The sequence below is a fragment of the Bradyrhizobium sp. MI1.10 genome (assembly GCF_055811035.1).
Window position 1 is genome coordinate 28516 of sequence record NZ_JBVVPN010000011.1, and the last position, 20915, is coordinate 49430.

A 20915-nucleotide genomic window follows, 5' to 3' on the forward strand; every position below is an offset into this window, starting at 1 on the left:
CACGCAACTTGAATGTTGCAGTGCGGCCAGCCTGTCACAGATGCCTGCTGCGCCAGTCCCCAGCAACGAAGCTGATCGGACCGTTGGGTGCACAGCCGGCTCTCGAGCCAGCCGAGCTCCTCGCGGGTCGTGCACTTTCCGTCGATACCACCCAGGTGGCCGCAGGAGCTTCGTTACTGACCATGAAACTCGACACCGTCTCAGTCGACTTTACCGACGACCAGAAACGCTATCTCGAAGGCTTCACGACCGGTCTGCAGATCAGTCGCGTCGGTCGCGGTCTCGGCGGCGGCGCCGGCAAGGCGAACGCCGAGCCGACCGGTCCCGATGCCGTGCACATCAAGGCGCAGGACAAGGTCATCGCCGCGGGCAAGAAGCTCGCCGACCAGGAGAAGGTCAAGCGCGACGAGCATCCCTTCGATGCGTATCCGCGTCTCCGCCAGCAGGCGCTCGACAATACGCCGCCGAGCCCGGCGGACAATTTCCGCTGGCGCTATTACGGCATCTTCTACGTCGCGCCGACGCAGGACTCCTACATGTGCCGTCTGCGCATTCCGAACGGCATCATGAAGCATTGGCAGCTGACCGGCCTTGCCGATCTCGCCGATGAAACGTGCGGTCCCTACAGCCACGTCACGACGCGCGCCAACCTGCAGCTTCGCGAGATCCCGCCGAAGAACGCCGTGAAGCTGATCGAGGGCATTCAGGACCTCGGCCTGTGCTCGCGCGGCTCCGGCGCCGACAACATCCGCAACGTGACGGGAACGCCGACGGCGGGCATCGATCCGCAGGAGCTGATCGACACACGGCCTTATGCGCGCGAGTGGCACTACCACATCCTGAACGATCGCTCGTTGTATGGCTTGCCGCGCAAGTTCAACGTCGCCTTCGACGGTGCCGGCAGGATCGCCGTGCTCGAGGAGACCAACGACATCGCTTTCACGGCGGTCGAGGTGAAGGACGGCTTCGGCGTCGAGCCCGGGACCTGGTTCCGCCTCGGCCTCGGCGGCATCACCGGCCACAAGGACTTTGCCAAATATTCCGGCATCGTCGTGAAGCCTGAAAACGCGACCGCCGTTGCCGACGCCATCGTGCGCGTCTTCATCGAGCATGGCGACCGCACCAACCGCAACAAGGCGCGGTTGAAATACGTGCTCGACGCCATGGGCCATGACGGTTTCCTCAAGCTCGTCGAAGAGCGGCTGAAGACGCCATTCACGCGCGTGCCGGAAGAGGCGTTTGCGCCGCGACCGGCCGCGGACCGCATGGCGCATATCGGCGTGCACAAGCAGAAGCAGAACGGCTTGAACTGGATCGGCGTGTCGCTGACGCTCGGCAAGATCAGCTGCGATCAGATGCGGGGCCTCGCCAAGGTGGCGCGGGACCTCGGCGACGGCGAGATCCGTCTGACCGTCTGGCAAAACCTGCTGATATCAGGGGTGCGCGACGAGAATGTCGAACTCGCCATCGCGGCGATCAAGCAGATCGGGCTTGCGGTCGAGGCCTCGCATATCCGCGCCGGCCTGATCGCCTGCACCGGCAACGCCGGTTGCCGCTTTGCCGCCTCCAACACCAAACGCCACGCTGCCGAGATCGGCGACTGGTGCGAGCCGCGCGTCGAGATGGACAAGCCGGTCAACATCCACGTCACCGGCTGCCACCATTCCTGTGCCCAGCACTACATCAGCGACATCGGCCTGATCGGGGCGCGCGTGCCGGTGAACGACGAGGACACTGTCGAGGGCTATCATCTCTTCACCGGCGGCGGGTTCGGTCCTGACGCCGACGTCGGGCAGGAGGTCTACCACGACCTCAAGGCCGAAGACGCGCCGAAGACGGTCGAAGGGTTGCTCAAGGCCTATATCGCCCATCGCTCGTCTCCCGACGAGACGTTCCTGTCCTTTGCGCGCCGCCACGACGGCGAGACGCTGCGCAAGCTTGCCGATGCCGAGGTGTCTTCATGAACCAGATCAGCCCTCCACCCAAACTCGACATCATTCCCACGAGTGCCCCGTTCTCCGACGCGCAACGCTCCTGGCTGAACGGCTTCTTTGCCGGGCTGCTGTCGCCTGACGCGGCCACGCCGCTGTCGGCGGAGCAGGGCGCCGCCGTCATGCAGGCTGGTGATGGTGACGACGGTGAAGCGCCTTGGCACGACCAGACCATGCCGATCGCCGATCGGATGAAGCTCGCCGAAGGCCGTCCCGTGCGGCGCAAGATGATGGCGGCGATGGCGCAGCAGGATTGCGGGCAGTGCGGCTACAATTGCCACGACTATTCGGAGGCGATCGCGAGCCGCAGTGAAGCGCGGCTCAACCTTTGTGTCCCCGGCGGCAAGGAAACCGCGCGGATGCTGAAGTCACTACATGAAGAGCTGGACAAGGCGCCGGCGGCCAAGCCGGCTGACAAGCAAGACGCTGTGGCGGCCCCCGCCGTGACCGTGACGATCGCCGAGCCCGGCCGCTCGCGCGACAACCCTGTTGCGGCGACCTTCCTGTCGCGCCGTCTTCTCAACAAGGGAAAGTCGGAGAAAGAAACCTATCACGTCGAGTTCGATCTCTCCGAGAGCAAGCTCGACTATGTCGTCGGTGACAGTTTTGGCGTGTTCGCGCGCAACGAGCTCGGCCTCGTCGACCAGGTCATCGCGTTGCTCGGCGCCTCCCACACCACTGAGGTCAACGGCAAGACGCTGCGCGAGGTGCTGATCGACGACGTCTCGCTGTCGCCGGCGCCCGACACGCTGTTCGAACTGATCTCCTTCATCACTGGCGGCGCGCAGCGCGAGAGGGCGCGGGCACTGGCGCAGGGCGAGGATCCCGATGGGGATGCCGCCACACTCGACGTCATGGCGGCGCTGCAGAAGTTCTCGGGCACGCGGCCGCATCCCGAAGCCTTCGTGGAGGCGCTGGAACCGCTGCAGCCGCGGCTCTATTCGATCTCGTCGTCGCACAATGCGACGCCTGGAAAGCTGTCGCTAACGGTCGATTCCGTGCGCTACGTGATCGGCAAGCGCAAGCGTATCGGCGTCGCCTCGACTTTCCTCGGCGAGCGCATCGCGGAGGGCGAGAAGCTCAAGGTCTATGTGCAGAAGGCGCATAATTTCGGCCTGCCGCAGGATCCGAAGACGCCGATCATCATGATCGGCCCCGGCACCGGCATTGCACCGTTCCGCGCCTTTCTGTTCGACCGCAAGGCGACCGGTGCGCCCGGCAAGAACTGGCTGTTCTTCGGCCATCAGCGCAGCGATTGCGACTTCTTCTACCAGGAGGAGCTCAACGCGATGAAGACCTCGGGCCTGCTCACGCGCATGTCGCTGGCGTGGTCGCGCGACGGCGAGAAGAAGTTCTACGTGCAGGACCGCATGCGCGAGGTCGGCCGCGAGCTGTGGACGTGGCTTGCCGAGGGGGCGCATCTCTACATCTGCGGCGATGCCAAGCGCATGGCCAAGGACGTCGAGCGCGCGCTGGTCGATATCGTCGCCCAGTTCGGGGCGCGTTCGACCGACGAAGCCGTCAGTTTTGTCGCCGAGCTCAAGAAGACGGGCCGGTTCCAGGCTGACGTCTACTAGCTGTCATCTCACCGTCATCCGAGTCAGTTCCAACTGGCTCGGATTTGAACGAATAAGATTCTCGGAACCTGCACGCAGGGAGAATTTGCTCCTGCGCTGCGGGGTCTTCAGAGAACCTGCATCGCTATTTCCGCGGGACTCTTGCCCGCCACCCCGGTTGATCCCTCATAATCCCGCAAATGGGGCGTTGGAGATCGACCATGCGCGAGCTATCGGCGGAAGCCAGGCTGCACTTCTACGCGCGCTCGCTCTCGCGGCGGACCGGGGCGAGTGTGCATCATGCCGCGATGTACAGCGCCTTCGCGGTCATCGCCGCCATCGTGTTCGGCACGCTCTCGGTGCACCCGTTCTGATGACCCGCGTAGGGTGGGTTAGCCGAAGGCGTAACCTACCAACTTCGTTCCGCATGCGCTGAGCCAGGGTGGGTTACGCTTCGCTAACCCACCCGGACCAACCTCACGCCCCGCGCCTGAACGGCGCGACCTCGATCCCTGCGTCCTTCAAAGCCTGCCGCAGACCGCGCGCGATCTCGACCGCGCCGGGCGTATCGCCGTGGATGCACACCGTGTCGGTTCGCATCTTGATGACCTTGCCCGTGACCGAAACCACCGCACCGTCCTGCACCATGCGCACCACGCGGTCGGCGATCGCCTTGGCGTCATGCAGCACCGCGCCCTCCTTCTTGCGCGAGACGAGATTGCCGTCGTCCTCATAGGCGCGGTCGGCGAACACCTCATGCACCATCGGCAGATTGGCGGCTTCGCCGGCCTTCACCAGCTTCGAATTGGCGAGCACGACAAAGATCAAGCCGGGATCGACCGCCTTGATGCCGGCCGCGATCGCCTTCGCGGTCATATCGTCCTCGCAGGCGACGTTGGAGAGTGCGCCATGCGCCTTCACATGCGTGACCTTGTGGCCGGCTGCGGTCGCGATCGCCTGCAGCGCGCCGATCTGGTAGGCGACGAGGTTCTCGATCTCGGAGGCCTTCAGGCCCGCGATCGGATGGCGGCCGAAGCCATGCAGGTCGCGATATCCAGGATGCGCGCCGACCGAGACGCCGCGCGCCTTCGCCAGCTCGACCGTCCGGCGCATGATATCGGGATCGCCGGCGTGGAAGCCGCAGGCGACGTTGACTGAGCTCGCCAGTTCGATCATCGCGGCATCGTTGCCCATCTCCCACGCGCCAAAACCTTCGCCGAGATCGCAATTGAGATCGATCGTCTTCATGGGCTGCTCTCCATCTCTGGTCGTCTTGTCGTTTACGGCTCGGCTGCGACCTGCCAGGTCCCGGCGTCGACGGCACTGACAGCATAGCCCGCGACGTTGGCATCGCTGAGCGCTTCGATGTTGAGCGCGACGGTGTCGGCGGAGCGCAGGCGATCGGACAGGTTGCGGATCAGTTGCGAGAATTTCCTTGCCTCGTCCTGCGCCTCGGCCATGCTGACGGCCTTGAAGCGGAACGCCGTTCCTGCGGAGGTCTGCGCGAGACGGCCGACATCGGCCGTGATCACGGTCGCGATCTTTGGGTAGCCGCCGGAGGTGCCGCGATCCATCATCAGCGCGATCGGCGCGCCGTTGCCGGGCACCTGGATGCTGCCGTTGACCGTGCCGTCGGAGACGATGTTGTGGCCGTGCAGATGCTTGATCGCGGGACCTTCCAGCCGGTAGCCCATGCGATCTGACGTCGCCGAGATCTTCCACTCGCTGTCGAGGAACAGCGCCTTGTTGGCGTCGTCGAATTCGTCGTCCTGCGGTCCGAGCAGTACGCGAATCGGACCGCTCGATGGCTTCGGCAATTCGATACGCAGTTCCGGTGCACCGCTTGCGGCATCGACGGTGAATTCGTCGCCGGCCTGCAACGGGCGCGGGTAGGGGCTGCCGAGACCGGCACGGGCGTTGACCGCGAGACTGCCGAACACCGGCTCGCCCTTGATCCCGCCTTCGATCGCCAGATAAGTGAACGCACCGCCGCGAGCAAAACCCAGCGTCAGCGTCTCGCCGTCCTTCAGCGTCACCGATGTGTCCATGGCGACTGGACTGCCGGCGACGTCCGCATTGCGCGGCGCGCCTGAGATCGCGACGCGCACGGCACCGTCGCGCGCGGTGAACGAGGCGCCGAACGGGCCGACCTCGACAGCGGCTGCAAACGGTTCGTTGCCGACAAGCGTGTTCGCTGCCGCGAGCGAGAGGCGGTCCATCGCTCCGCTGACCGTCAGGCCATAGCGTTGCGCGCCATGGCGTCCGCCGTCCTGGACCGAGCTTGCGGGCCCGATGCTGGCGATCACGAGCCGGCTCATGCGATCACCTGCTCGGCAATGATCTCGCCGGCCTCGGCGGCGCGGTCCTGTTCCTCGAACGTCTTGTGGTCGATGGCGAAAAACGTCACGCGATCGCCGGGTTCGGTGAGGAAGGTCGGATTGCGGTGGAGCTGATAGGTCCGCACCGGCGTGCGGCCGAGCAGGTGCCAGCCGCTCGGGGCTGCCAGGCACTGGATTCCGGCCTGGATGCCGCCGATCGAGATGGTGCCGGCAGGCGTCAGCAGCCGCGGATTCTGCCGTCGCGACATCTGCAGGGATTTGTCGAGGCCGCTGAGATAGGACCAGCCCGGCGTGAAGCCGATCATGGCGACCTTATAGTCGCCGGCGACGTGGCGCGCGACGATGTCGTCGGGTGTGGTGTTCAGCGTCTTCGCGACGTCCTCGAGGTCGATGCCGTGCTCGCCGCCATAGGCGACGGGAATGCGCCAGCGGCGCGCCCTGGTGGCCGGCGGCAGCGGCTGGCTGGCGAGCGCGAGCAGCTTTTCGCCAAGTGCGTCGAAGCCGATCCTGCCGGGATCGTAATGCACCAGCAGCGAGCGATAGGTCGGCACGGACTCCGTGATGCCATCGATCGGGCTTGCTGCGAGCGCCTTGTCGAGCGCCAGCACGCGCTGGTTCGCGTCGTCGTCGATGGTACGGCTGAACTCGACCGTGACGGCGCTGTCGCCACTGGGCAGAAGGCGGGGCGGGGGAAGCGTCGCGGACATGGGCTGTCGAAATCGGGCTTCTGGAGATACGCGGGCTCGGCCTTGAGCTCCGCTTGTTCCTGCTTCGCGTAAATGCGCCCGCAAGTCCAATAAATTAATGCAGGGGGAGGCGATAAAGCCTTGTTATCGCGACGCATAACTGCGCTGCGGCCCTGCATGATTGGTAGCTTGTTGGCCCTTGACGCAAGGCCCGCACCCCGCAAGATGCGCGCGTTCTTTCCCGCCCATCCCGGAGCTCGTCTGTTTCCATGTCGCTGTCCCCCGAAGCCCGCAAGACCCTCGCCGGCATCACCACTGCTACCATCACCACGGTCCTGCTGAAGAAGGGCCTGCGCAACATCTGGATGCGCGGCGCGCGTCCGCTGCGCCCGGGTCTGCCGCGCCTGGTGGGACCGGCCTTCACGCTGCGCTTCGTGCCGGCGCGCGAGGATCTGGCGACGCCGGAATCCTGGTCGTCGCCGATCTCGACCCGCACCGCGATCGAGGCGATGCCGGAGGGCTGCATCGCCGTGGTCGATGCCATGGGCATCACCGACGCCGGCATCTTCGGCGACATCCTGTGCGCGCGCATGATGAAGCGCGGCGTCACCGCACTCGTCACCGACGGTGTCGTGCGTGACGTCGAGGGCGTGCTCGGCACTAATCTGCCGGTCTGGTGCGACGGCTATGCCGCGCCGCCGTCGGTTGCCGGCCTGACCTTCGTCGGCTGGGGCGAGCCGATCGGCTGCGGCGGCGTTGCGGTGTTCCCGAACGACATCGTGGTCGCCGACCAGGACGGCTGCGTGCTGATCCCGCAGGCGATGCTCGAACACGTGCTCAATGAGGGCGTCGAGCAGGAGCGGATGGAAGCCTGGATCGTCAACGAGGTGAACAATGGCGCGGTGCTCCCGGGCCTCTATCCCATGAACGCCGAGACCAAGGCGCGCTACGCCGCAAGCAAGAAGTAATCGGTAAGGAAACGAGGTAAATCCAATGGACATCACTGTAGCAGGCACGCGGCCGACACGCCGTGCGCCCGGGGAACACTTCACCGGCACCGTGTGGCAGGACCCCGTGATCATGGCGCCCGCCCCGGCGCGGCTGAACTGCTCGCGCGTCTCGTTCGAACCGGGCGCGCGCACCAACTGGCACCACCATCCGCTCGGGCAGACGCTCTATGTGATTTCGGGAGTCGGCCGGGTCCAGTCCAAGGGCGGGCCGATCAGGGAGATCCGTCCCGGCGACACCGTCTGGATTCCACCGGGCGAGCTGCACTGGCACGGCGGGTCGCCGACGAACGGCATGACCCACATCGCCATGCAGGAAGCGCTCGACGGCGTGTTCTCGACCTGGTTGGAGCCGGTGACCGACGCGGAGTATGGGGCGGCCGTCGGCTAGCCTCCCGGACAAGACGCATCGCTACAAGGCGATGCGGCGTCGATCCGGGACCCAGAGATTTGGGACCCACGAAGAACGTTGGGTCCCGGCTCTGCGGAGCAGCGTTGCACGCTGCACCGCGTCCGGGACACAGCACCCTACATCCGCTCCGCCGTCCACGTGCCCGTGCACATGCTGCCGCGCCAGGTGCCGGAGCCCGAAGTGCCGCTGAGCCGGCCGAAGCCGACGGCGCGCTTGATGCCGGTGCTCAAGGTAACGTTGATGCTGCCGGCATCTGCGACGCGGCCTGACGCCGTCACCATTGCGCTGCTCGAGGCGATCTGACCGTTGTTGATGCCGATGGCGACGGTCGAGCCGTTACCGCAGGTCTCGCTCGACGACGAGATGCGGACATTCCATGCGCCGTCGAAAGTGCTGGCGCTGGCCTGCGCGGCCGGCAACGCGATGACGATGATTGTGGCGAAGAGAGCCTTGCGAAATCCGTTCATGACACGCCCCTAGGGTTGATCATGCGGGATCGTGTCACGGACGCGGAACCGGCGATGTGAGGGTTGTCACGCGCGCGACGGGCTCTGTGATGTCGCGCACGTCGCAATCGATTTGACGACAAAAGCAAAAGGGACCCGCGCTGCGGGCCCCCTTGCGTCGGTCAGAGTGTCGCCCCGAAGTCAGTTCACCCGCGTCCAGGTCTGGCCGCCGCAGAACATGCCGCCGAAGGCGCAGCCCTGCACGCGCAGGCGATCGGTGCCCTTCAGCGCGATGGTTGAATCGTAGGTCGAGCCGGAGTTCGGATCGAGGATGCGGCCGGACCATTTTGGGTCCTTGTTCTGGTCCTTGCCGGGCTTCATGTTGATCAGAACCTGCTCGCCATTCTGGTTCGATTTCGAATCGACCGAATAGCCGCACAGATTGCTGCCGCATTGCTCGATCCGGACCTTGCCTTCCTTCTCCTCGGTGAGCCAGACGCCGAGCGGTGAATTGAGATCGCGCGTGGGTGCGGTTGCAGGAGCCGGCGGCGCGACGGCAGCCGACTGAGCAGGCGCAGGCGGCGGAACGGGAGGCGGAGACGGCGCCGGAGGCGCGGCTGCGACGGTCGGGGCGGGCGGTGGAGGCGGTGCGGGCGGTACTGCGGCCACCGTCGGGGCAGCACTTGGGGCCGGCTGAGGCGGCGGCACAAGCGCGTCTTCCGCCGGAGCATTGTTTGCCGTGGTGGCGGGAGGTGCCGGCGGGGCAGGAGGCGCGACGGCCACGGGAGCTTGGACGGGAGCTTGGACAGGGGCCTGCTCGGCCGCCGGGGGCGCGGTGACCAGTGCTGGATTGGCCGGCGGCTGCGGGTCAACCTTGGCTTGTTGCGGTGCCTGCGGGTCCGCTTTCGGAGCCCCCTTGGCATCGGTCTTGGCCTTCTTCGCCTTGCCCTGGCCGGTGTTGTCGTAGACGCCGGGGATTTGCACCGTGCCGCGGTCGGGATCGATGCGGATGGTGTGCCCGCCATAGTCGAAGGTGTACTGCGCCTGCGCAGCGGTGCTCGCCAAAAGGAATGCGGCCGTGGCCAACAGCTTCCTCATTTCGCATCTCCTGAAACAGGTGGTCCCCAAACCGACGCTTACGCCCCGGTTTGATCGCAAAAAGTGACCTAGATCACTGTCACGGTATGAGTCGTGCTTTCTCCGTTTCGGGTTCAATAGCACCGGAGCCGGTCCAAAGTTTGGCCGGCACAAGCGACTGGAGGACGCGGCCCTAATCGAACCAGGTGGCGTAGATCTTCTTGTAGCTGCCGTCCTGCATCGAAATGTGCAGCCATTGATCGACGAACGCCTTCAGCGCCATGTCGCGCTGGAGCCAATAGGCCTTCTCGGAGAAATCGAACGGATTTTCGGGATGCACCGCGCAGAGCACGCCTTGATGCTGCTTTTGCTGGTAGCGCGTCTCGGAGGCGTCCGTCATCATCAGGTCGGCATTGCCCTTGGCGATCTCGTCGAAGATCACGGTATTGTCCGGGAAGACTGTGATGTCGGCGTCCTTGATGTTGGCACGCGCGAAGCGCTCGTTGGTGCCGCCGGGATTGACGATGACGCGGGTGCCCTTCTTGTCGATGTCGGTGATGCTCTGGTATTTGCCGACATCGGCACAGCGCGCGATCGGCGTCTTGCCCTCGCGCATGATCGGCGTGGAGAAGAAGCCCTTCTTCTGCCGGTCCAGCGTGACCGAGACGCCGCCCATGGCGATGTCGAACTGATCGGCCTCGAAATCCTTCATCAGCTTCGGCCAGGCCGTCGGCACGAATTCGACCTTGACGCCGAGCGCCTTGCCGAGCGCCTCCGCCATGTCGACATCGAAGCCGTTGAACTGCTGCGTCGTCTTGTCGAGATAGGTGAAGGGCTTGTAGTCGCCGGTCATGCCGACGCGCAAAGTGCCGCGCTTGACGATCTCGTCGAGGCGGGACGGCGCCGCCTGCTGTGCCTGGGCCGAAAGGTTTGCCAGCAGGACCACGGCCAAAGTCGCCAGAATTCGACTGGTCATTCGAACGATCATCTCTTTTCCACCCATGCCCAAGCTGTCATTGTGCAGCTCTCGATGCCTGTCTTGAGGCTTGGATTTAGACCAGATGCCCGTCGCTGGCGAGGCGGAAGTGAAGGGAATTTTGAAGTGACGATCTCGATGTATGACGCCTCGGTCGGACTCTTCGTGCCGTATCTGCGCAACCTGTCCGCACTGCTCGACAAGGGCGTTGCCTATGCCGAAGCGCGGAAGTTCAATCCGGCCGTCCTGCTCGGCATGCGCTTGGCACCCGACATGTACGATCTGGCGCAACAGATCGGTGAGGCCTGCCGCCACGCCACGGTCGCCGCGGCCTTGCTGGCCGAGCAGGAGCCGGTGACGCTGCCGGTGCTGGAGCACGACATGGCCGGGCTCCAGGCCCGCATTGCGACGTCAATCGAGTTCATCGAAAGCCTGCCGCGCGCGGAGATCGATGCTGCGGCGGAACGGAACGTCTTCTTCAGGCTGAAGAACGGGACCGAGTTGCCGTTCACCGGGCGGACGCTGCTGCTGACCTTCAGCGTCCCGCAGTTCTTCTTTCACGTCACGACAGCCTACGACCTGTTGCGGCACGCAGGCGTCGAGCTCGTGAAGAAGGATTATCTCGGACGACGATAGGCCGAACCGGCATCCACGTCGCGCGAAAACGCGCTAGGCTTCGCCCTTGCGCTCGTAATCGGCGAGCGAGCTGCGGCCGGCGATTTCGCTGCGCAGCTCTTCGAAGCGCCGATGGGCCTCGTCCTCGTGCGCGTCGACGAAATGCACCGCGGCTTCGCCGGTCATCGGGCCGCTGACCACGGGCACGGACTGCTCGCCGATGGTCTCGTGGACGTAGAACTGGCCGTCATCGCCGCGATGGACCGTCCATTTCAGACGGATGGCCACCATCGGCCCGGGGCCGACCTTGCTGTAGCCGTCGGCATCGGTGTGCTCCGGCACCAGGGGCTGCTCCTCGACCACCGGATGCTCATCGACCGTCAGGTGCTCGTCGACGAACGCGTGCTCGTCCGCGACCCCATGCTCACCGGCAACCACCATTTCGGTCACGGTGACGGTCTCGGTTTCGCGCACGGTCTCGGTCTCGCGCACGACGAGGACGGGTTCAGGGTGCTCCAGGATGCTGGCAATGGTCGCCAACGCGTGGTCGGTCGGGTCGATCTCTGACAAGGGTCCATCCTCCAGCTCGACGCGGCCGGCAAGTCTGTCCCACTGCCGCCGCGGCCGGACCTATTACGCGGGTTTGATTAAGGCTGAGTGAGGGCTCGATCTGCACCAAAATGGGACTCATTCTGGCGTTCCGAAGGCGGGCGGACTGATCGTCCGCCCAGAAGAACCGCCCGGAAGACCAGCTCAGCCCAGGACATCCTGATTGATGATGTTCTGCCGGATGGGATCGCCGTCCAGCACACTCAGGATGTTGCGCGCGGTCTGCTCGCTCATCCGGCTCACCGCCTCGACCGTGACGCCGGCGACATGCGGGGCCATGATGACGTTGGGCAGCGCGAACAGCGCGTTGCTGACCGGCGGCGGCTCGACCTCGAACACGTCGATGCCGGCACCGGCGAGCTTGCCCGAGACCAGTGCGTCATACAGCGCCGCTTCCTTCACGATGCCGCCGCGCGCGGTGTTGATGAGATAGGATTTCGGCTTCATCCGGCCGATCCTGTCAGCATCGAACAGGCCGACGGTCTCCGGCGTCTTCGGGCAGTGGATGGTGACGAAATCGGCGTGCGGCAGTGCGGCATCGAGATCGGCGACCGGCTCGCAGCCGGCTGCCTTGATCTCCGCGGCTCCCTTGTAGGGATCATAGACCTGCACATTCATGTCCATCGCCAGGCAGCGCTTGGCGGTGCGGGTGCCGATGCGGCCGAAGCCGACGATGAGGACGGTCTTGCCGTACAGATCGAACGGCAGCATGCCGAGGCGCTCGGCCCATTTGCCGTCCTTGACGCAGGCGTGCATCTCCTGCGCGCGTTTGGCCAGTGTCAGCATCATGAACAGCGCCTGCTCGGCGACCGAGGGCGAGTTCGCGCTGCCCGCGACCATCAGCGGCACCTTGCGGCGGGAAAGGGCTGGGACGTCGACGGCGTCGTAACCGACGCCGATCCGGGTCACCACCTTCATGTCCTTTGAAGCTTCGAGCTCGGTCTCGCCGAAAGCGGTGGCGCCGAGCGCCACGCCATGGACCGGCGCGTGGCTCTTCAGCAGCGCTTCGAAGTCCTTGGCGGAGATCAGGTTCGGAAACTCGATGAGCTCGATGTCATCTCGCTGGGTGAGGAGGGCGCGGGCGCCTTGCGACAAAGTTTGCGTGACAAAGATTTTCTTCTTGTTGGTCGACATCGTCCCTACCTGCGCGAGTTTCTTGGCCGGCCGTCACAAGACGACGCCGGTCGCCTCGTTTAGCAGGTGCATATTGTTGAGGTCCATTGCCAAACGCATGGGTGCCCCGTCCTTGGCGCCCGCATTGGGATCGACGCGGCCGCAGACGGGCGTGCCTTCCAGTCCGAAATAGACCAGCGTCTCCATCCCCATCGGCTCGGTGACGTCAAGCACGGTGTCGAAGGTCTCGACACCCGGCTCCAGATGCGCATGCGATTCCGTGAGATGTTCGGGACGGATGCCGAGCAACAGGTTTTCAGATCGAGGCAGTGCGCTGTAACGGGCGGCGCGGGCCGGCGGCAACGGGAATGAGATGCGGTCCGTCAGGCGGATGTTGAGCTTGCCGCCGACCTCCTCGAGCCGGCACGGAATGAAGTTCATCGCCGGCGAGCCGATGAAGCCCGCGACGAAGCGCGTCGCCGGCTTGTGGTAGAGCTCGTTCGGCGTGCCGATCTGCTCGATCCGACCCTTGTTCATCACCACCACGCGATCGGCCAGCGTCATCGCCTCGACCTGGTCGTGGGTGACGTAGACCGTCGTGGTTCGGACCTTCTGGTGCACCTTCTTGATCTCGATCCGCATCTGCACGCGCAGCTTGGCGTCGAGATTGGACAGCGGCTCGTCGAACAGGAAGACTTTCGGGTTGCGCACGATGGCCCGCCCCATGGCGACGCGCTGGCGCTGGCCGCCGGAGAGCTGCTTCGGCTTGCGGTCGATCAGGTCGGTGATGTCGAGGAGGCGGGCGGCCTCGGTCACCCGCGCCTTGATCTCGGCCTTGGGATAGTGCTTGAGCCGCAGCCCGAATGACATGTTCTCCGCAACCGTCATATGCGGATAGAGCGCATAGTTCTGAAACACCATTGCGATGTCGCGGTCCTTCGGCGGCACGTCGTTGACGACGTCCCCGCCGATCATGATGTCGCCGTCGGTGATGTCCTCGAGCCCTGCGATCATCCGCAACGTCGTCGACTTGCCGCAGCCGGAGGGGCCGACGAGCACGATGAACTCATGATCGGAGATGTCGAGATCGATGCCGCGCACCGCCTCGACGTCGTCGTAACGCTTGACCACCTTCCGCAGCGCAACCTCAGCCATAAGACATCAACCCTTTGTCGCGCCGGCGGTCAGGCCGGCAATGTAATAGTCCATCAGGAAGGCGTAGATGACCAGCGGCGGGGCAGCGCCAAGCAGCGCGCCGGTCATGATCTGACCCCAGTTGAAGACGTCGCCCTTGATCAGCGTGGTGGTGATGCCGACCGGCAGCACGAGCTGGTCGATGGATGTCGTGAACACCAGCGGATAGAGGAACTGCGCCCAGGACACGGTGAAGGCGAAGATGGTCGCTGCGATCAGGCCGGGCAGGGCAACGGGGATGAAAATCCGCGTCAGGGTCTGCAGCCAGGAGGCGCCGTCGATCAGAGCCGCCTCGTCCAGCTCCTTCGGGATCGAGGCGAAATAACCGATCATGATCCAGGTGCAGAACGGCACGGTCAGCGTCGGATAGATGAACACCAGCACGTACCACCGGTTGAGCAGGGGGATGCCGGTGAACTCCTGGACGGTCGCGAGCACCTTGAACAGCGGAATGAACAGAAGGCTGTCCGGAATGAGATAGGTCAGGAACACGCCGGTCGCGAGCGTCGCCGAGCCCCAGAACTTCATCCGCGCCAATGCAAACGCCGCCGGAATGCTGATCAACATCGTCACGATCACGACCACGATCGAGATCATCGACGAATTCCAGAAGAATCGCAGGAACTGGTTCGAGGTCAGTAGCTCGACATAATTCGAGAGGGTCGGATGAAATACCCACCACGGATTGGTGGCGGCCGAGATCTCCGCGCTGCTCTTGAGCGAGGTGATCAGCATGTAGATCGGCGGGATCAGGAAGAAGATCGCAAACAGCACCAGGAAAAAGTAGGACCAGCGCAGCGCCCAGGTGCGGTCGCGGCTCATGCTTCGAAGCTTGACCTTGCGTGTCGGTCCGGCCTTGTCGATTGCGAGCGTGCTCATCAGGCTTCGTTCCCACGTTTGTTGACATCGCGCAGGATGAAGACCGCTGCGACGGCGAGGATCGGCACCATGAACAGCGAGACGCAGGCGCCGAGCGGAATGTCGCTGCTCTGGATGCCGACCTGGAACGCCCAGGTGGCGAACAGGTGCGTCCGGTCGAGCGGACCGCCGGAGGTGAGGATGCGCACGATGTCGAAATTGGCGAAAGTGACGATCAGCGAGAACAGCGTGGTGATGGCGATGATGTTGCGCATCATCGGCAAGGTGATGTGCCAGATCTTCTGCCACCAATTGGCGCCGTCGATTGCTGCGGCTTCGTAGAGCTGATCGGGTACGGATTTCAACGCGGCCAGGTACATGATCAGGAAGAACGGCGCGCCGTACCAGACGTTGACGAGGATGACGGAGAAACGCGCCCAGAAGGTATCACCGAGCCACGGGATGGGACCGATGCCGAAGAACGAGAGCGTATAGTTGAAGGCGCTGTAGGAGGGGTCGAACAGCCACAGCCATGCCAGCGTGCTCATCGCCGGCGGGATCACCCAGGGCACCAGCAGCATGCCGCGCCATTTACGTTGCTTCTTGCCGGGAATGTTGTGGACGAAATGCGCGACGATGAAGCCGATCAGCGCTTTGAAGACCACGGCGGTGATCGCAAAAATGCAGGACTGTCTCACCACCATCCAGAACGTTTCGCGCTTGAACAGAAAGGTGAAGTTGGTGAGGCCGACGAATTTTGTCATCGCCTTGTTCAGCGTCGCCAGGTAGACCGAGTAGAAGGCGGGATAAAGTACGAGCAGGGCGATCAGGAGGATCAGCGGCAGCGTCAGGAAGAACGCTACGGTCGATTTCCGTCCCATTGCATTGCGCAGGCTCGCCCGTTTGCGCGGGCTCGCAGCTCGAGCGGGACGGCCTTGCTCAACGACGACATCGGCCATGAATTTAGCCTCTTTGCAGGACACCTAGCAGGATATCTGGAACGGCGAAGCCGGCGCAGCCGTCGGCTTCATTCGGCAAGCGGATCGAGCGAGGGGTGCCTCGGCGGCCCACGCCCGAAGCGTGAACCGCCATGGCACATACCCGGCTCAGGTCCGCATGAAGCCTTCGCACTCGCCCTCGGCCCAGGCGAGCGCGGTTTCCAACTTCTCTCCTTGTGCAAAGCGCAGCGCCATCTTGGTCAGCGTCGCCTGGAAGTAGATCTGCTGGGCGATCTTCGGCGGCGCCGGAGACGCGGCGATCGACATCGTCTGCTGCTTGTAGGGATCCGGATAGTGGAAGAGTGTGCCCTTCGGCGGCCCTTCCTCGGCCCAAGTCTTGAACTTCGTCATGTTCGCGTAGGCCGGGAGATCGTACCCGCCGCTCGCCGCGACGAACTTCTCGATCGCCGCTGGCGAGGACAGGTGAACGAGCAAGCTCTTGGCCGCTTCCTTGTTCTTGCCAAAGGCCCAGACGCCCCAGAAGTATGGCAGGAAGGGCGCAAAACGGCCCTTCGGACCGGACGGGAAGCCGTGCGTCCAGCACTGTTCGGCGACTTGCGGTGCGTCGCGCTTGGCGACCGCCCAGGCGCTCGGCGGATTCAGGATCATCGCGCCGCGGCCTGAGATCAGCCATTTGTTGTTGGAGGCATCGTCCCAGGACGGCGCGTCGGTGGGCAGGACGGCGATCAGCTTCTTGTAGAATTCGAGCGCCTGCCGCACCGCGTCGGTCTTGACGGTGATATCGCCCTTGGCGTTGACGAGCTCGGCGCCGAACGACTGGAAGATCGCGCCGGCAGTGTCGACGCTGTCGGTGGTCTCGCCGAGACCGATGCCGAAGGGGAAGCCGGCCTTGTGGCAGGCCTCGGCCGCCTTCAGGAACGTCTCCATGGTCCAGTTGTCCGCCTTCGGCGGAGCGCCGACCGGATACATCTCCTGCACGTCGATGCCGGCGTGTTTCTTCATCAGATCTATGCGGGAGCAGGGGCCTTTGATCTGGCTTCCCGGCGTCGCGGGCACTGCGAGCCATTTGCCGCCCGACCGCCCGAGATATTTGACGGTGTCGTTCACCTCACCGTTCTGCTTGATGAGCGGCTCCATGACGTCGTTGAGCGGCTCGAGATTCTCGGAATAAGCGTGCGGCCACCAGCTCGGCATCTGGAGAATATCGTGACCGGACTTGGCCTGGGCTTCGGCCGCTGCGGTCAGCTCGATCTTCTTGTTGTTGCTGGTGATGTAGTCGATCGAAACCTCGACCTTCTCCTTCTCGCCCCATTCCTTGACGAGAGCGGTCGAGGCATCGTTGGCGCCGGGCACCCAGTGGTCCCAGAAGCCGATCGAAAGTTTGCCGGCAGCGTAAGCGCCCCGGACATAGGGCGCCGCGATCAGCGCCGTGGAGGACATTGCAGTGGCAGCCACAAATTGACGTCGCGTCAGTGTCTTGCGTGACATCTCGTTTCCTCGCTTGGGTGTTTTATTGTTCTGGCGTTTCCTCTGAACTCTTCCGAGTTCTGCGTTCTTTTTGAAAGTTTCTTGTTCGACGTTTCTTATTGATGCCGTCGGCTTCGAAGGCAAATTGGTAGCGCGATCAGATCATGATTGATTGCGTCTGTCGAGAAAACCGAACGACTTGCGCCTAGAACTAACGTTGTGTCCGGGAAGGTGGCAGTGCCCTCGATGTCCTGCGCAGGCCATGAACCACGATCGGTCATTTTGCGACGCACACTTTGCGCCGACCTGCCCGGCCGATGCATGCGCAATTACGCCGCAGTTTCGAATAAGCCTGCATAAGCGCCTCGGGCCAAACACTTTTCGGGCGTGGATAGCAATTGTCGGTGGCTAGACCTCGAAGCGGTGAAAACGATAGAGTTGCAACTGGCGAGTGGTTCTCACCCCCAACAGCCTAATCAGATCGAGATGGAGACCAGAATGATCAACCCGGCGCCGCTCGCGCGGCTTAACCTGCGACGATGGTTCGCGCTGGGGTCCGTTTTCGTGTTGCTGCTCGGCGCAGCCGCGGTGGCGAACGCTCAAGGCCTGGTCAAAGGGGTTCAGGAAGGAGCGGCGGCCGGGAACAAGGCGGCAGGTCCGGTCGGCGGCGTGCTTGGCGGCGCGATCGGCGGTGTGGTCGGCGTTTTCACCGGCGTGCTCGGCGTTGGCAATAATGGCAATCAGGCGCCTGCAGCCAAGGATGCGAGCAAGGACGCAAGCAAGGATGCGGCCAAGGACGCCAAGCAGGGCGCCGGCAAGGACAAGGATGCCAAGAGCGCCAAGGCGGGCAAGGGCGCCAAGGCGAGCAAGGAGGCGAAGAACGCTCCGCAGGATGTCACGGTCCTGACCCAGACCGGCGCGCCGCAATTGACCGCCGACCAGATCGTCACCAACAGCGACTCCTATATTGAGCGGATCAAGACCGAACTGAACCTCACGCCCGAGCAGGAGAAGCACTGGTACGGATTCTCGAGCGCCATGCACTACCTCGGGCATAACGGTGCTGAGCGGCTCAACCTGCGGGTTGCGCGCGCCAAGCGGGATCCTCCCGACGACATCGTCGAGCAGATGCGCAACGAGGCCCAATTTCTCATCGACCGCGCTGCCGACCAGCGCAATGTCGCCGACGCCGCCGAACCCCTCTATTCGAGCCTCGATGACAAGCAGAAGCAGGTCTTCGTACAGGAGATGGTGCGGCTCAGCCACGAACGAGGACTGGATTGATCAAGTTGAATCGGATCGGGCGTGTCCGAATTAACGGCCCCCGCCACGAATTCGTGAATCCTCTTCGCGATTCGGTTATGATTAGCTTTGGAAGCTGATGGCGGGGTTGATATGGCGGACGGACTCTCCGTTTTCCTGGTCGAAGACGAGACGTTGATCCGGATGATGATGGCGGACATGGTGGAGGAACTCGGCCACCACGTCGCCGCGGAAGCGGACAATGTGCGGGACGCCAGTGCTTTCGCCATGACCGCGCAGTACGATCTTGCGATCCTCGACATCAATCTCAAGGGCGTCTACGTCGATCCGGTCGCCGACCTGATCGAGCGTCGCGGCAAGCCGTTTTTGTTCGCCACGGGCTACGGTCCGGAGCTGCTGCCGTCCTTGCTCCGACGGCGGCCGATCCTGCGCAAGCCGATTTCGATCGATCAGCTCAGGGCGATGATCGATTCGATGTTTCCGGAAGCGGCAGCTAAGACGCCGCACTGAGACCAAAACAAAAATGGCCGCCCGTCAGGGGCGGCCACTTCGCGACGGAATCCGTCGCGGTCTCACATCAGGCCGGCGCCGAGATCGATGCCGCGCGCCATCAGGCCGAACGAGGCGACCAGGCCCGTGCAGCAAAACAGCAAGATGGTCTTGAATGAAGAATCGGCCAAACGGGTTTCGATGGTGGCCGGCATCGCGGCGATCGAAATCATGCTCATGTTCATTCCCCCCTTTGTTGCCCCTGAATTGGATCAGGTGGGGGGACTCCTAGAGCAAAAAGTTTGACGCGAGCTTTCGAAGGATCGTTAACGAAATGGCAATTGATGCCGCGTTTGCGGGCACCGTAGCGCAATCACTCGTTTCACTGGCGCCCGTTCTTTAGCACGGTAGCGATGGTGTGGGCCGTCATGGCGGCGCGGTCCGAAGCGCGCTGGGCGGCGAGGCGGTCACGCGCCTTTTCCTCGATCAAGAGCTCGATCAGGGCCAGCCGCTTGCCATCGTCGTCCGCCTCGAGCAGCAGGCGGTGATAGCGGTGATAGTCGAAACCCAGATCCTGCTTACGCATGTCACGCCCCCGCAACTACGCCACACACAAGCCAGGATTGTTTCTCATCCGGGACGTGCGCGCAAGCACGATCCCGCGTCGCGCGCGCGTGCTCGTTAATCAGCTGTGAATTACTGGGCGCGAACGGAGGCGCGCGCCGTTAAGGCTGGTTGTGCTCGGCGAACATCTTGAGGCCGAGGAAACTCGCATCGGGTTTGGTGACCAGCCGGGTCGGGATGTTGCGCAGATAATCCTGGAAGCGTCCCTTGGCTTCGAAGCGCGCCCGGAATGCGGAAGCTGCAAGGAAGTCGGGAAAGCGCGGCACGATTCCGCCGGCGATATAGACGCCGCCGCGTGCGCCGAAGGTCACCGCGAGATTGCCCGCGACCGAGCCGAGAATGGCGCAAAACATCTCCAGCGTCTTGCGGCTGAGCTCGCAACTGCCTTCCAGGGCGGCCTTCGTGATGGCGGCAGCATCGCGATGCGGCACCTGAGCGCCGTCAATCTCGGCCAGCGCCTCGTAGAGGCTTTGCAGGCCGGAACCGGACAACGCGCCACGCTCGATGGAGACATGGCCGAGGCGTCGGCGCATGCAGGCGATGACGCGTTCCTCGCGCTCGTCCTCCGCCGGCAGGGTCGCGTGGCCGGCCTCGGTGACGACAGCCAGTCGTGCGCCATGGCGCTCGACCAGGCAGGAAACGCCAAAGCCGGTTCCGGGGCCAACCACCAGCAACGGCTCTCCGGGAAGGCCATCTTGTCTGCCGAGCGGGATCAGGTCGGCGGGCTGCAGGGCGGGCAGGGACCAGGCCACCACCTCGAAATCGTTGAGCACATGGACGCTGTCGAAGCCGAAGGCCGGCTGGAGCTCGTTGCCGTCGATGACCCAGGGGCTGTTGGTCATGACGCAGCGGTTGTTGGTCACCGGGCCCGCCACGGCCAGCACGGCCCTTGGGGGCGGTAGGCCGTGGCAGCGACGCGCGAGAACATCGGCAATGGCTTCCCGGACGGTCGGGAAGTCTGCCACTTTGACGTAGTCGATCGGTCCGGTCTGGTCGCCCTGACTGAGCGCGAAGCGCGCATTGGTGCCGCCGATATCGGCGAGAAGAATCTGTCCTGTCTTGCCGATGGTCATGTGCGTATGGCTGCCGCAGCCCTTCCGGCTGCGGGAACCGCTTCCTCCGCTCTATCCGATCGCAAGACGCGAACGGCTGTCAGAATCCGTCCCCGGGTGGATCTAGTCAACACGTATCAGCCCAAACCGTTGCATCCCGGTCCCGACGGGGTGCATTCGCG

23 protein-coding genes are annotated in these 20915 nt (G+C 63.9%); 8 read left to right on the forward strand and 15 right to left on the reverse strand.

Features of this window, described 5'->3' with window-relative positions:
* The first annotated feature begins 182 nt into the window (after positions 1-182).
* The 3 genes from AC0L3K_RS13570 (at position 183) to AC0L3K_RS13580 (ending at position 3921) form a co-directional block, all read left to right on the forward strand.
* The gene (locus AC0L3K_RS13570; protein ID WP_219684356.1) at positions 183-1964 is read left to right on the forward strand and encodes a NirA family protein; all 1782 of its coding nucleotides are present in this window, start codon (positions 183-185) and stop codon (positions 1962-1964) included.
* Complete coding sequence (locus tag AC0L3K_RS13575; protein WP_219684355.1) at positions 1961-3568, forward strand: sulfite reductase subunit alpha; 1608 nt, start codon at positions 1961-1963, stop codon at positions 3566-3568. The genes AC0L3K_RS13570 and AC0L3K_RS13575 overlap by 4 nt, the downstream gene beginning before the upstream one ends.
* A 200-nt stretch (positions 3569-3768) precedes the next feature.
* The gene (locus tag AC0L3K_RS13580; protein WP_007590908.1) at positions 3769-3921 is read left to right on the forward strand and encodes a hypothetical protein; all 153 of its coding nucleotides are present in this window, start codon (positions 3769-3771) and stop codon (positions 3919-3921) included.
* A 103-nt stretch (positions 3922-4024) separates the two neighbouring features.
* On the opposite strand, the gene AC0L3K_RS13585 is transcribed toward AC0L3K_RS13580, so the two are convergent.
* Genes AC0L3K_RS13585 through pxpB form a run of 3 tightly spaced genes read right to left on the reverse strand, consistent with a single transcriptional unit; the run spans position 4025 to position 6593 of the window.
* On the reverse strand, positions 4025-4795 hold the full coding sequence (locus AC0L3K_RS13585; RefSeq protein WP_219684353.1) for a LamB/YcsF family protein: 771 nt from the start codon (positions 4793-4795) through the stop codon (positions 4025-4027).
* 32 nt (positions 4796-4827) lie between these two features.
* Entirely contained in the window at positions 4828-5865 is a 1038-nt protein-coding gene (locus AC0L3K_RS13590; RefSeq protein ID WP_219684352.1) for a 5-oxoprolinase subunit C family protein, read from the reverse strand.
* Positions 5862-6593: a 5-oxoprolinase subunit PxpB gene (pxpB, locus tag AC0L3K_RS13595; RefSeq protein WP_354128241.1), complete on the reverse strand. Its 732-nt coding sequence runs from the start codon at positions 6591-6593 to the stop codon at positions 5862-5864. Before pxpB ends, AC0L3K_RS13590 begins: the two co-directional genes overlap by 4 nt.
* A 248-nt stretch (positions 6594-6841) precedes the next feature.
* Between pxpB and AC0L3K_RS13600 the strand changes: the two genes are divergently transcribed.
* Complete coding sequence (locus AC0L3K_RS13600; protein ID WP_007590912.1) at positions 6842-7540, forward strand: ribonuclease activity regulator RraA; 699 nt, start codon at positions 6842-6844, stop codon at positions 7538-7540.
* Between the two features lie 25 nt (positions 7541-7565).
* Positions 7566-7970: a (R)-mandelonitrile lyase gene (locus AC0L3K_RS13605; RefSeq protein ID WP_007590914.1), complete on the forward strand. Its 405-nt coding sequence runs from the start codon at positions 7566-7568 to the stop codon at positions 7968-7970.
* Between the two features lie 137 nt (positions 7971-8107).
* Here the strand turns inward: AC0L3K_RS13605 and AC0L3K_RS13610 are convergent, their stop codons facing one another.
* The 3 genes from AC0L3K_RS13610 to AC0L3K_RS13620 all read right to left on the reverse strand — a co-directional run bounded on the left by AC0L3K_RS13610 (position 8108) and on the right by AC0L3K_RS13620 (position 10490).
* Positions 8108-8458 carry a hypothetical protein gene (locus tag AC0L3K_RS13610; protein WP_007590916.1) on the reverse strand — a complete coding sequence of 117 codons (351 nt, stop codon included), beginning with the start codon at positions 8456-8458 and terminating at the stop codon, positions 8108-8110.
* Between the two features lie 180 nt (positions 8459-8638).
* Positions 8639-9535, reverse strand: coding sequence for a DUF2147 domain-containing protein (locus AC0L3K_RS13615; RefSeq protein WP_219684348.1), 897 nt, complete (start codon positions 9533-9535; stop codon positions 8639-8641).
* Positions 9536-9707: 172 nt separating this feature from the next.
* Positions 9708-10490: a transporter substrate-binding domain-containing protein gene (locus AC0L3K_RS13620; protein ID WP_219684347.1), complete on the reverse strand. Its 783-nt coding sequence runs from the start codon at positions 10488-10490 to the stop codon at positions 9708-9710.
* Positions 10491-10628: 138 nt separating this feature from the next.
* On the opposite strand from AC0L3K_RS13620, the gene AC0L3K_RS13625 reads away from it, so the two are divergent.
* Positions 10629-11126, forward strand: coding sequence for a DUF1993 domain-containing protein (locus AC0L3K_RS13625; protein WP_473366238.1), 498 nt, complete (start codon positions 10629-10631; stop codon positions 11124-11126).
* A 33-nt stretch (positions 11127-11159) separates the two neighbouring features.
* Here AC0L3K_RS13625 and AC0L3K_RS13630 read toward each other — a convergent pair whose 3' ends face one another.
* The 6 genes from AC0L3K_RS13630 to AC0L3K_RS13655 form a co-directional block, all read right to left on the reverse strand.
* Entirely contained in the window at positions 11160-11675 is a 516-nt protein-coding gene (locus AC0L3K_RS13630) for a hypothetical protein (RefSeq protein WP_007590921.1), read from the reverse strand.
* A gap of 183 nt (positions 11676-11858) precedes the next feature.
* Positions 11859-12848 (reverse strand): hydroxyacid dehydrogenase, encoded by a 990-nt coding sequence (locus AC0L3K_RS13635; protein WP_219684345.1) that lies wholly within the window; start codon positions 12846-12848, stop codon positions 11859-11861.
* Between the two features lie 33 nt (positions 12849-12881).
* On the reverse strand, positions 12882-13982 hold the full coding sequence (locus AC0L3K_RS13640) for an ABC transporter ATP-binding protein (protein WP_219684344.1): 1101 nt from the start codon (positions 13980-13982) through the stop codon (positions 12882-12884).
* A 6-nt stretch (positions 13983-13988) separates the two neighbouring features.
* Positions 13989-14900 (reverse strand): carbohydrate ABC transporter permease, encoded by a 912-nt coding sequence (locus AC0L3K_RS13645; RefSeq protein WP_219684342.1) that lies wholly within the window; start codon positions 14898-14900, stop codon positions 13989-13991.
* Entirely contained in the window at positions 14900-15838 is a 939-nt protein-coding gene (locus AC0L3K_RS13650) for a carbohydrate ABC transporter permease (protein ID WP_219684341.1), read from the reverse strand. Before AC0L3K_RS13650 ends, AC0L3K_RS13645 begins: the two co-directional genes overlap by 1 nt.
* A gap of 147 nt (positions 15839-15985) precedes the next feature.
* Positions 15986-17326 carry an ABC transporter substrate-binding protein gene (locus AC0L3K_RS13655; protein WP_007590930.1) on the reverse strand — a complete coding sequence of 447 codons (1341 nt, stop codon included), beginning with the start codon at positions 17324-17326 and terminating at the stop codon, positions 15986-15988.
* 477 nt (positions 17327-17803) lie between these two features.
* Between AC0L3K_RS13655 and AC0L3K_RS13660 the strand changes: the two genes are divergently transcribed.
* Together AC0L3K_RS13660 and AC0L3K_RS13665 are read left to right on the forward strand one after the other, a co-directional pair.
* Positions 17804-18589, forward strand: a complete 786-nt coding sequence (locus AC0L3K_RS13660) for a Spy/CpxP family protein refolding chaperone (protein ID WP_007590931.1) — start codon at positions 17804-17806, stop codon at positions 18587-18589.
* Between the two features lie 111 nt (positions 18590-18700).
* The gene (locus tag AC0L3K_RS13665) at positions 18701-19078 is read left to right on the forward strand and encodes a response regulator (protein WP_007590941.1); all 378 of its coding nucleotides are present in this window, start codon (positions 18701-18703) and stop codon (positions 19076-19078) included.
* 62 nt (positions 19079-19140) lie between these two features.
* Here the strand turns inward: AC0L3K_RS13665 and AC0L3K_RS13670 are convergent, their stop codons facing one another.
* The 3 genes from AC0L3K_RS13670 to glk all read right to left on the reverse strand — a co-directional run bounded on the left by AC0L3K_RS13670 (position 19141) and on the right by glk (position 20754).
* Positions 19141-19296, reverse strand: coding sequence for a hypothetical protein (locus AC0L3K_RS13670; protein ID WP_007590942.1), 156 nt, complete (start codon positions 19294-19296; stop codon positions 19141-19143).
* A gap of 143 nt (positions 19297-19439) precedes the next feature.
* Entirely contained in the window at positions 19440-19643 is a 204-nt protein-coding gene (locus AC0L3K_RS13675) for a hypothetical protein (RefSeq protein WP_007590943.1), read from the reverse strand.
* A gap of 139 nt (positions 19644-19782) precedes the next feature.
* Positions 19783-20754, reverse strand: a complete 972-nt coding sequence (glk, locus tag AC0L3K_RS13680; protein ID WP_219684339.1) for a glucokinase — start codon at positions 20752-20754, stop codon at positions 19783-19785.
* Between the last annotated feature and the right edge of the window lie 161 nt (positions 20755-20915).

What these genes read in the sequence shown, in the direction of transcription:
- glk (WP_219684339.1), bottom strand. Translation starts at nt 20,754, where the DNA reads ATGACCATCGGCAAGACAGGACAGATTCTTCTCGCCGATATCGGCGGC.
- AC0L3K_RS13645 (WP_219684342.1), bottom strand. Translation starts at nt 14,900, where the DNA reads ATGAGCACGCTCGCAATCGACAAGGCCGGACCGACACGCAAGGTCAAG.
- AC0L3K_RS13615 (WP_219684348.1), bottom strand. Translation starts at nt 9,535, where the DNA reads ATGAGGAAGCTGTTGGCCACGGCCGCATTCCTTTTGGCGAGCACCGCT.
- AC0L3K_RS13605 (WP_007590914.1), top strand. Translation starts at nt 7,566, where the DNA reads ATGGACATCACTGTAGCAGGCACGCGGCCGACACGCCGTGCGCCCGGG.
- AC0L3K_RS13655 (WP_007590930.1), bottom strand. Translation starts at nt 17,326, where the DNA reads ATGTCACGCAAGACACTGACGCGACGTCAATTTGTGGCTGCCACTGCA.
- pxpB (WP_354128241.1), bottom strand. Translation starts at nt 6,593, where the DNA reads ATGTCCGCGACGCTTCCCCCGCCCCGCCTTCTGCCCAGTGGCGACAGC.
- AC0L3K_RS13675 (WP_007590943.1), bottom strand. Translation starts at nt 19,643, where the DNA reads ATGCGTAAGCAGGATCTGGGTTTCGACTATCACCGCTATCACCGCCTG.
- AC0L3K_RS13670 (WP_007590942.1), bottom strand. Translation starts at nt 19,296, where the DNA reads ATGAGCATGATTTCGATCGCCGCGATGCCGGCCACCATCGAAACCCGT.
- AC0L3K_RS13650 (WP_219684341.1), bottom strand. Translation starts at nt 15,838, where the DNA reads ATGGCCGATGTCGTCGTTGAGCAAGGCCGTCCCGCTCGAGCTGCGAGC.
- AC0L3K_RS13610 (WP_007590916.1), bottom strand. Translation starts at nt 8,458, where the DNA reads ATGAACGGATTTCGCAAGGCTCTCTTCGCCACAATCATCGTCATCGCG.
- AC0L3K_RS13580 (WP_007590908.1), top strand. Translation starts at nt 3,769, where the DNA reads ATGCGCGAGCTATCGGCGGAAGCCAGGCTGCACTTCTACGCGCGCTCG.
- AC0L3K_RS13590 (WP_219684352.1), bottom strand. Translation starts at nt 5,865, where the DNA reads ATGAGCCGGCTCGTGATCGCCAGCATCGGGCCCGCAAGCTCGGTCCAG.
- AC0L3K_RS13660 (WP_007590931.1), top strand. Translation starts at nt 17,804, where the DNA reads ATGATCAACCCGGCGCCGCTCGCGCGGCTTAACCTGCGACGATGGTTC.
- AC0L3K_RS13625 (WP_473366238.1), top strand. Translation starts at nt 10,629, where the DNA reads ATGTATGACGCCTCGGTCGGACTCTTCGTGCCGTATCTGCGCAACCTG.
- AC0L3K_RS13665 (WP_007590941.1), top strand. Translation starts at nt 18,701, where the DNA reads ATGGCGGACGGACTCTCCGTTTTCCTGGTCGAAGACGAGACGTTGATC.
- AC0L3K_RS13570 (WP_219684356.1), top strand. Translation starts at nt 183, where the DNA reads ATGAAACTCGACACCGTCTCAGTCGACTTTACCGACGACCAGAAACGC.
- AC0L3K_RS13640 (WP_219684344.1), bottom strand. Translation starts at nt 13,982, where the DNA reads ATGGCTGAGGTTGCGCTGCGGAAGGTGGTCAAGCGTTACGACGACGTC.
- AC0L3K_RS13635 (WP_219684345.1), bottom strand. Translation starts at nt 12,848, where the DNA reads ATGTCGACCAACAAGAAGAAAATCTTTGTCACGCAAACTTTGTCGCAA.
- AC0L3K_RS13600 (WP_007590912.1), top strand. Translation starts at nt 6,842, where the DNA reads ATGTCGCTGTCCCCCGAAGCCCGCAAGACCCTCGCCGGCATCACCACT.
- AC0L3K_RS13620 (WP_219684347.1), bottom strand. Translation starts at nt 10,490, where the DNA reads ATGACCAGTCGAATTCTGGCGACTTTGGCCGTGGTCCTGCTGGCAAAC.
- AC0L3K_RS13585 (WP_219684353.1), bottom strand. Translation starts at nt 4,795, where the DNA reads ATGAAGACGATCGATCTCAATTGCGATCTCGGCGAAGGTTTTGGCGCG.
- AC0L3K_RS13575 (WP_219684355.1), top strand. Translation starts at nt 1,961, where the DNA reads ATGAACCAGATCAGCCCTCCACCCAAACTCGACATCATTCCCACGAGT.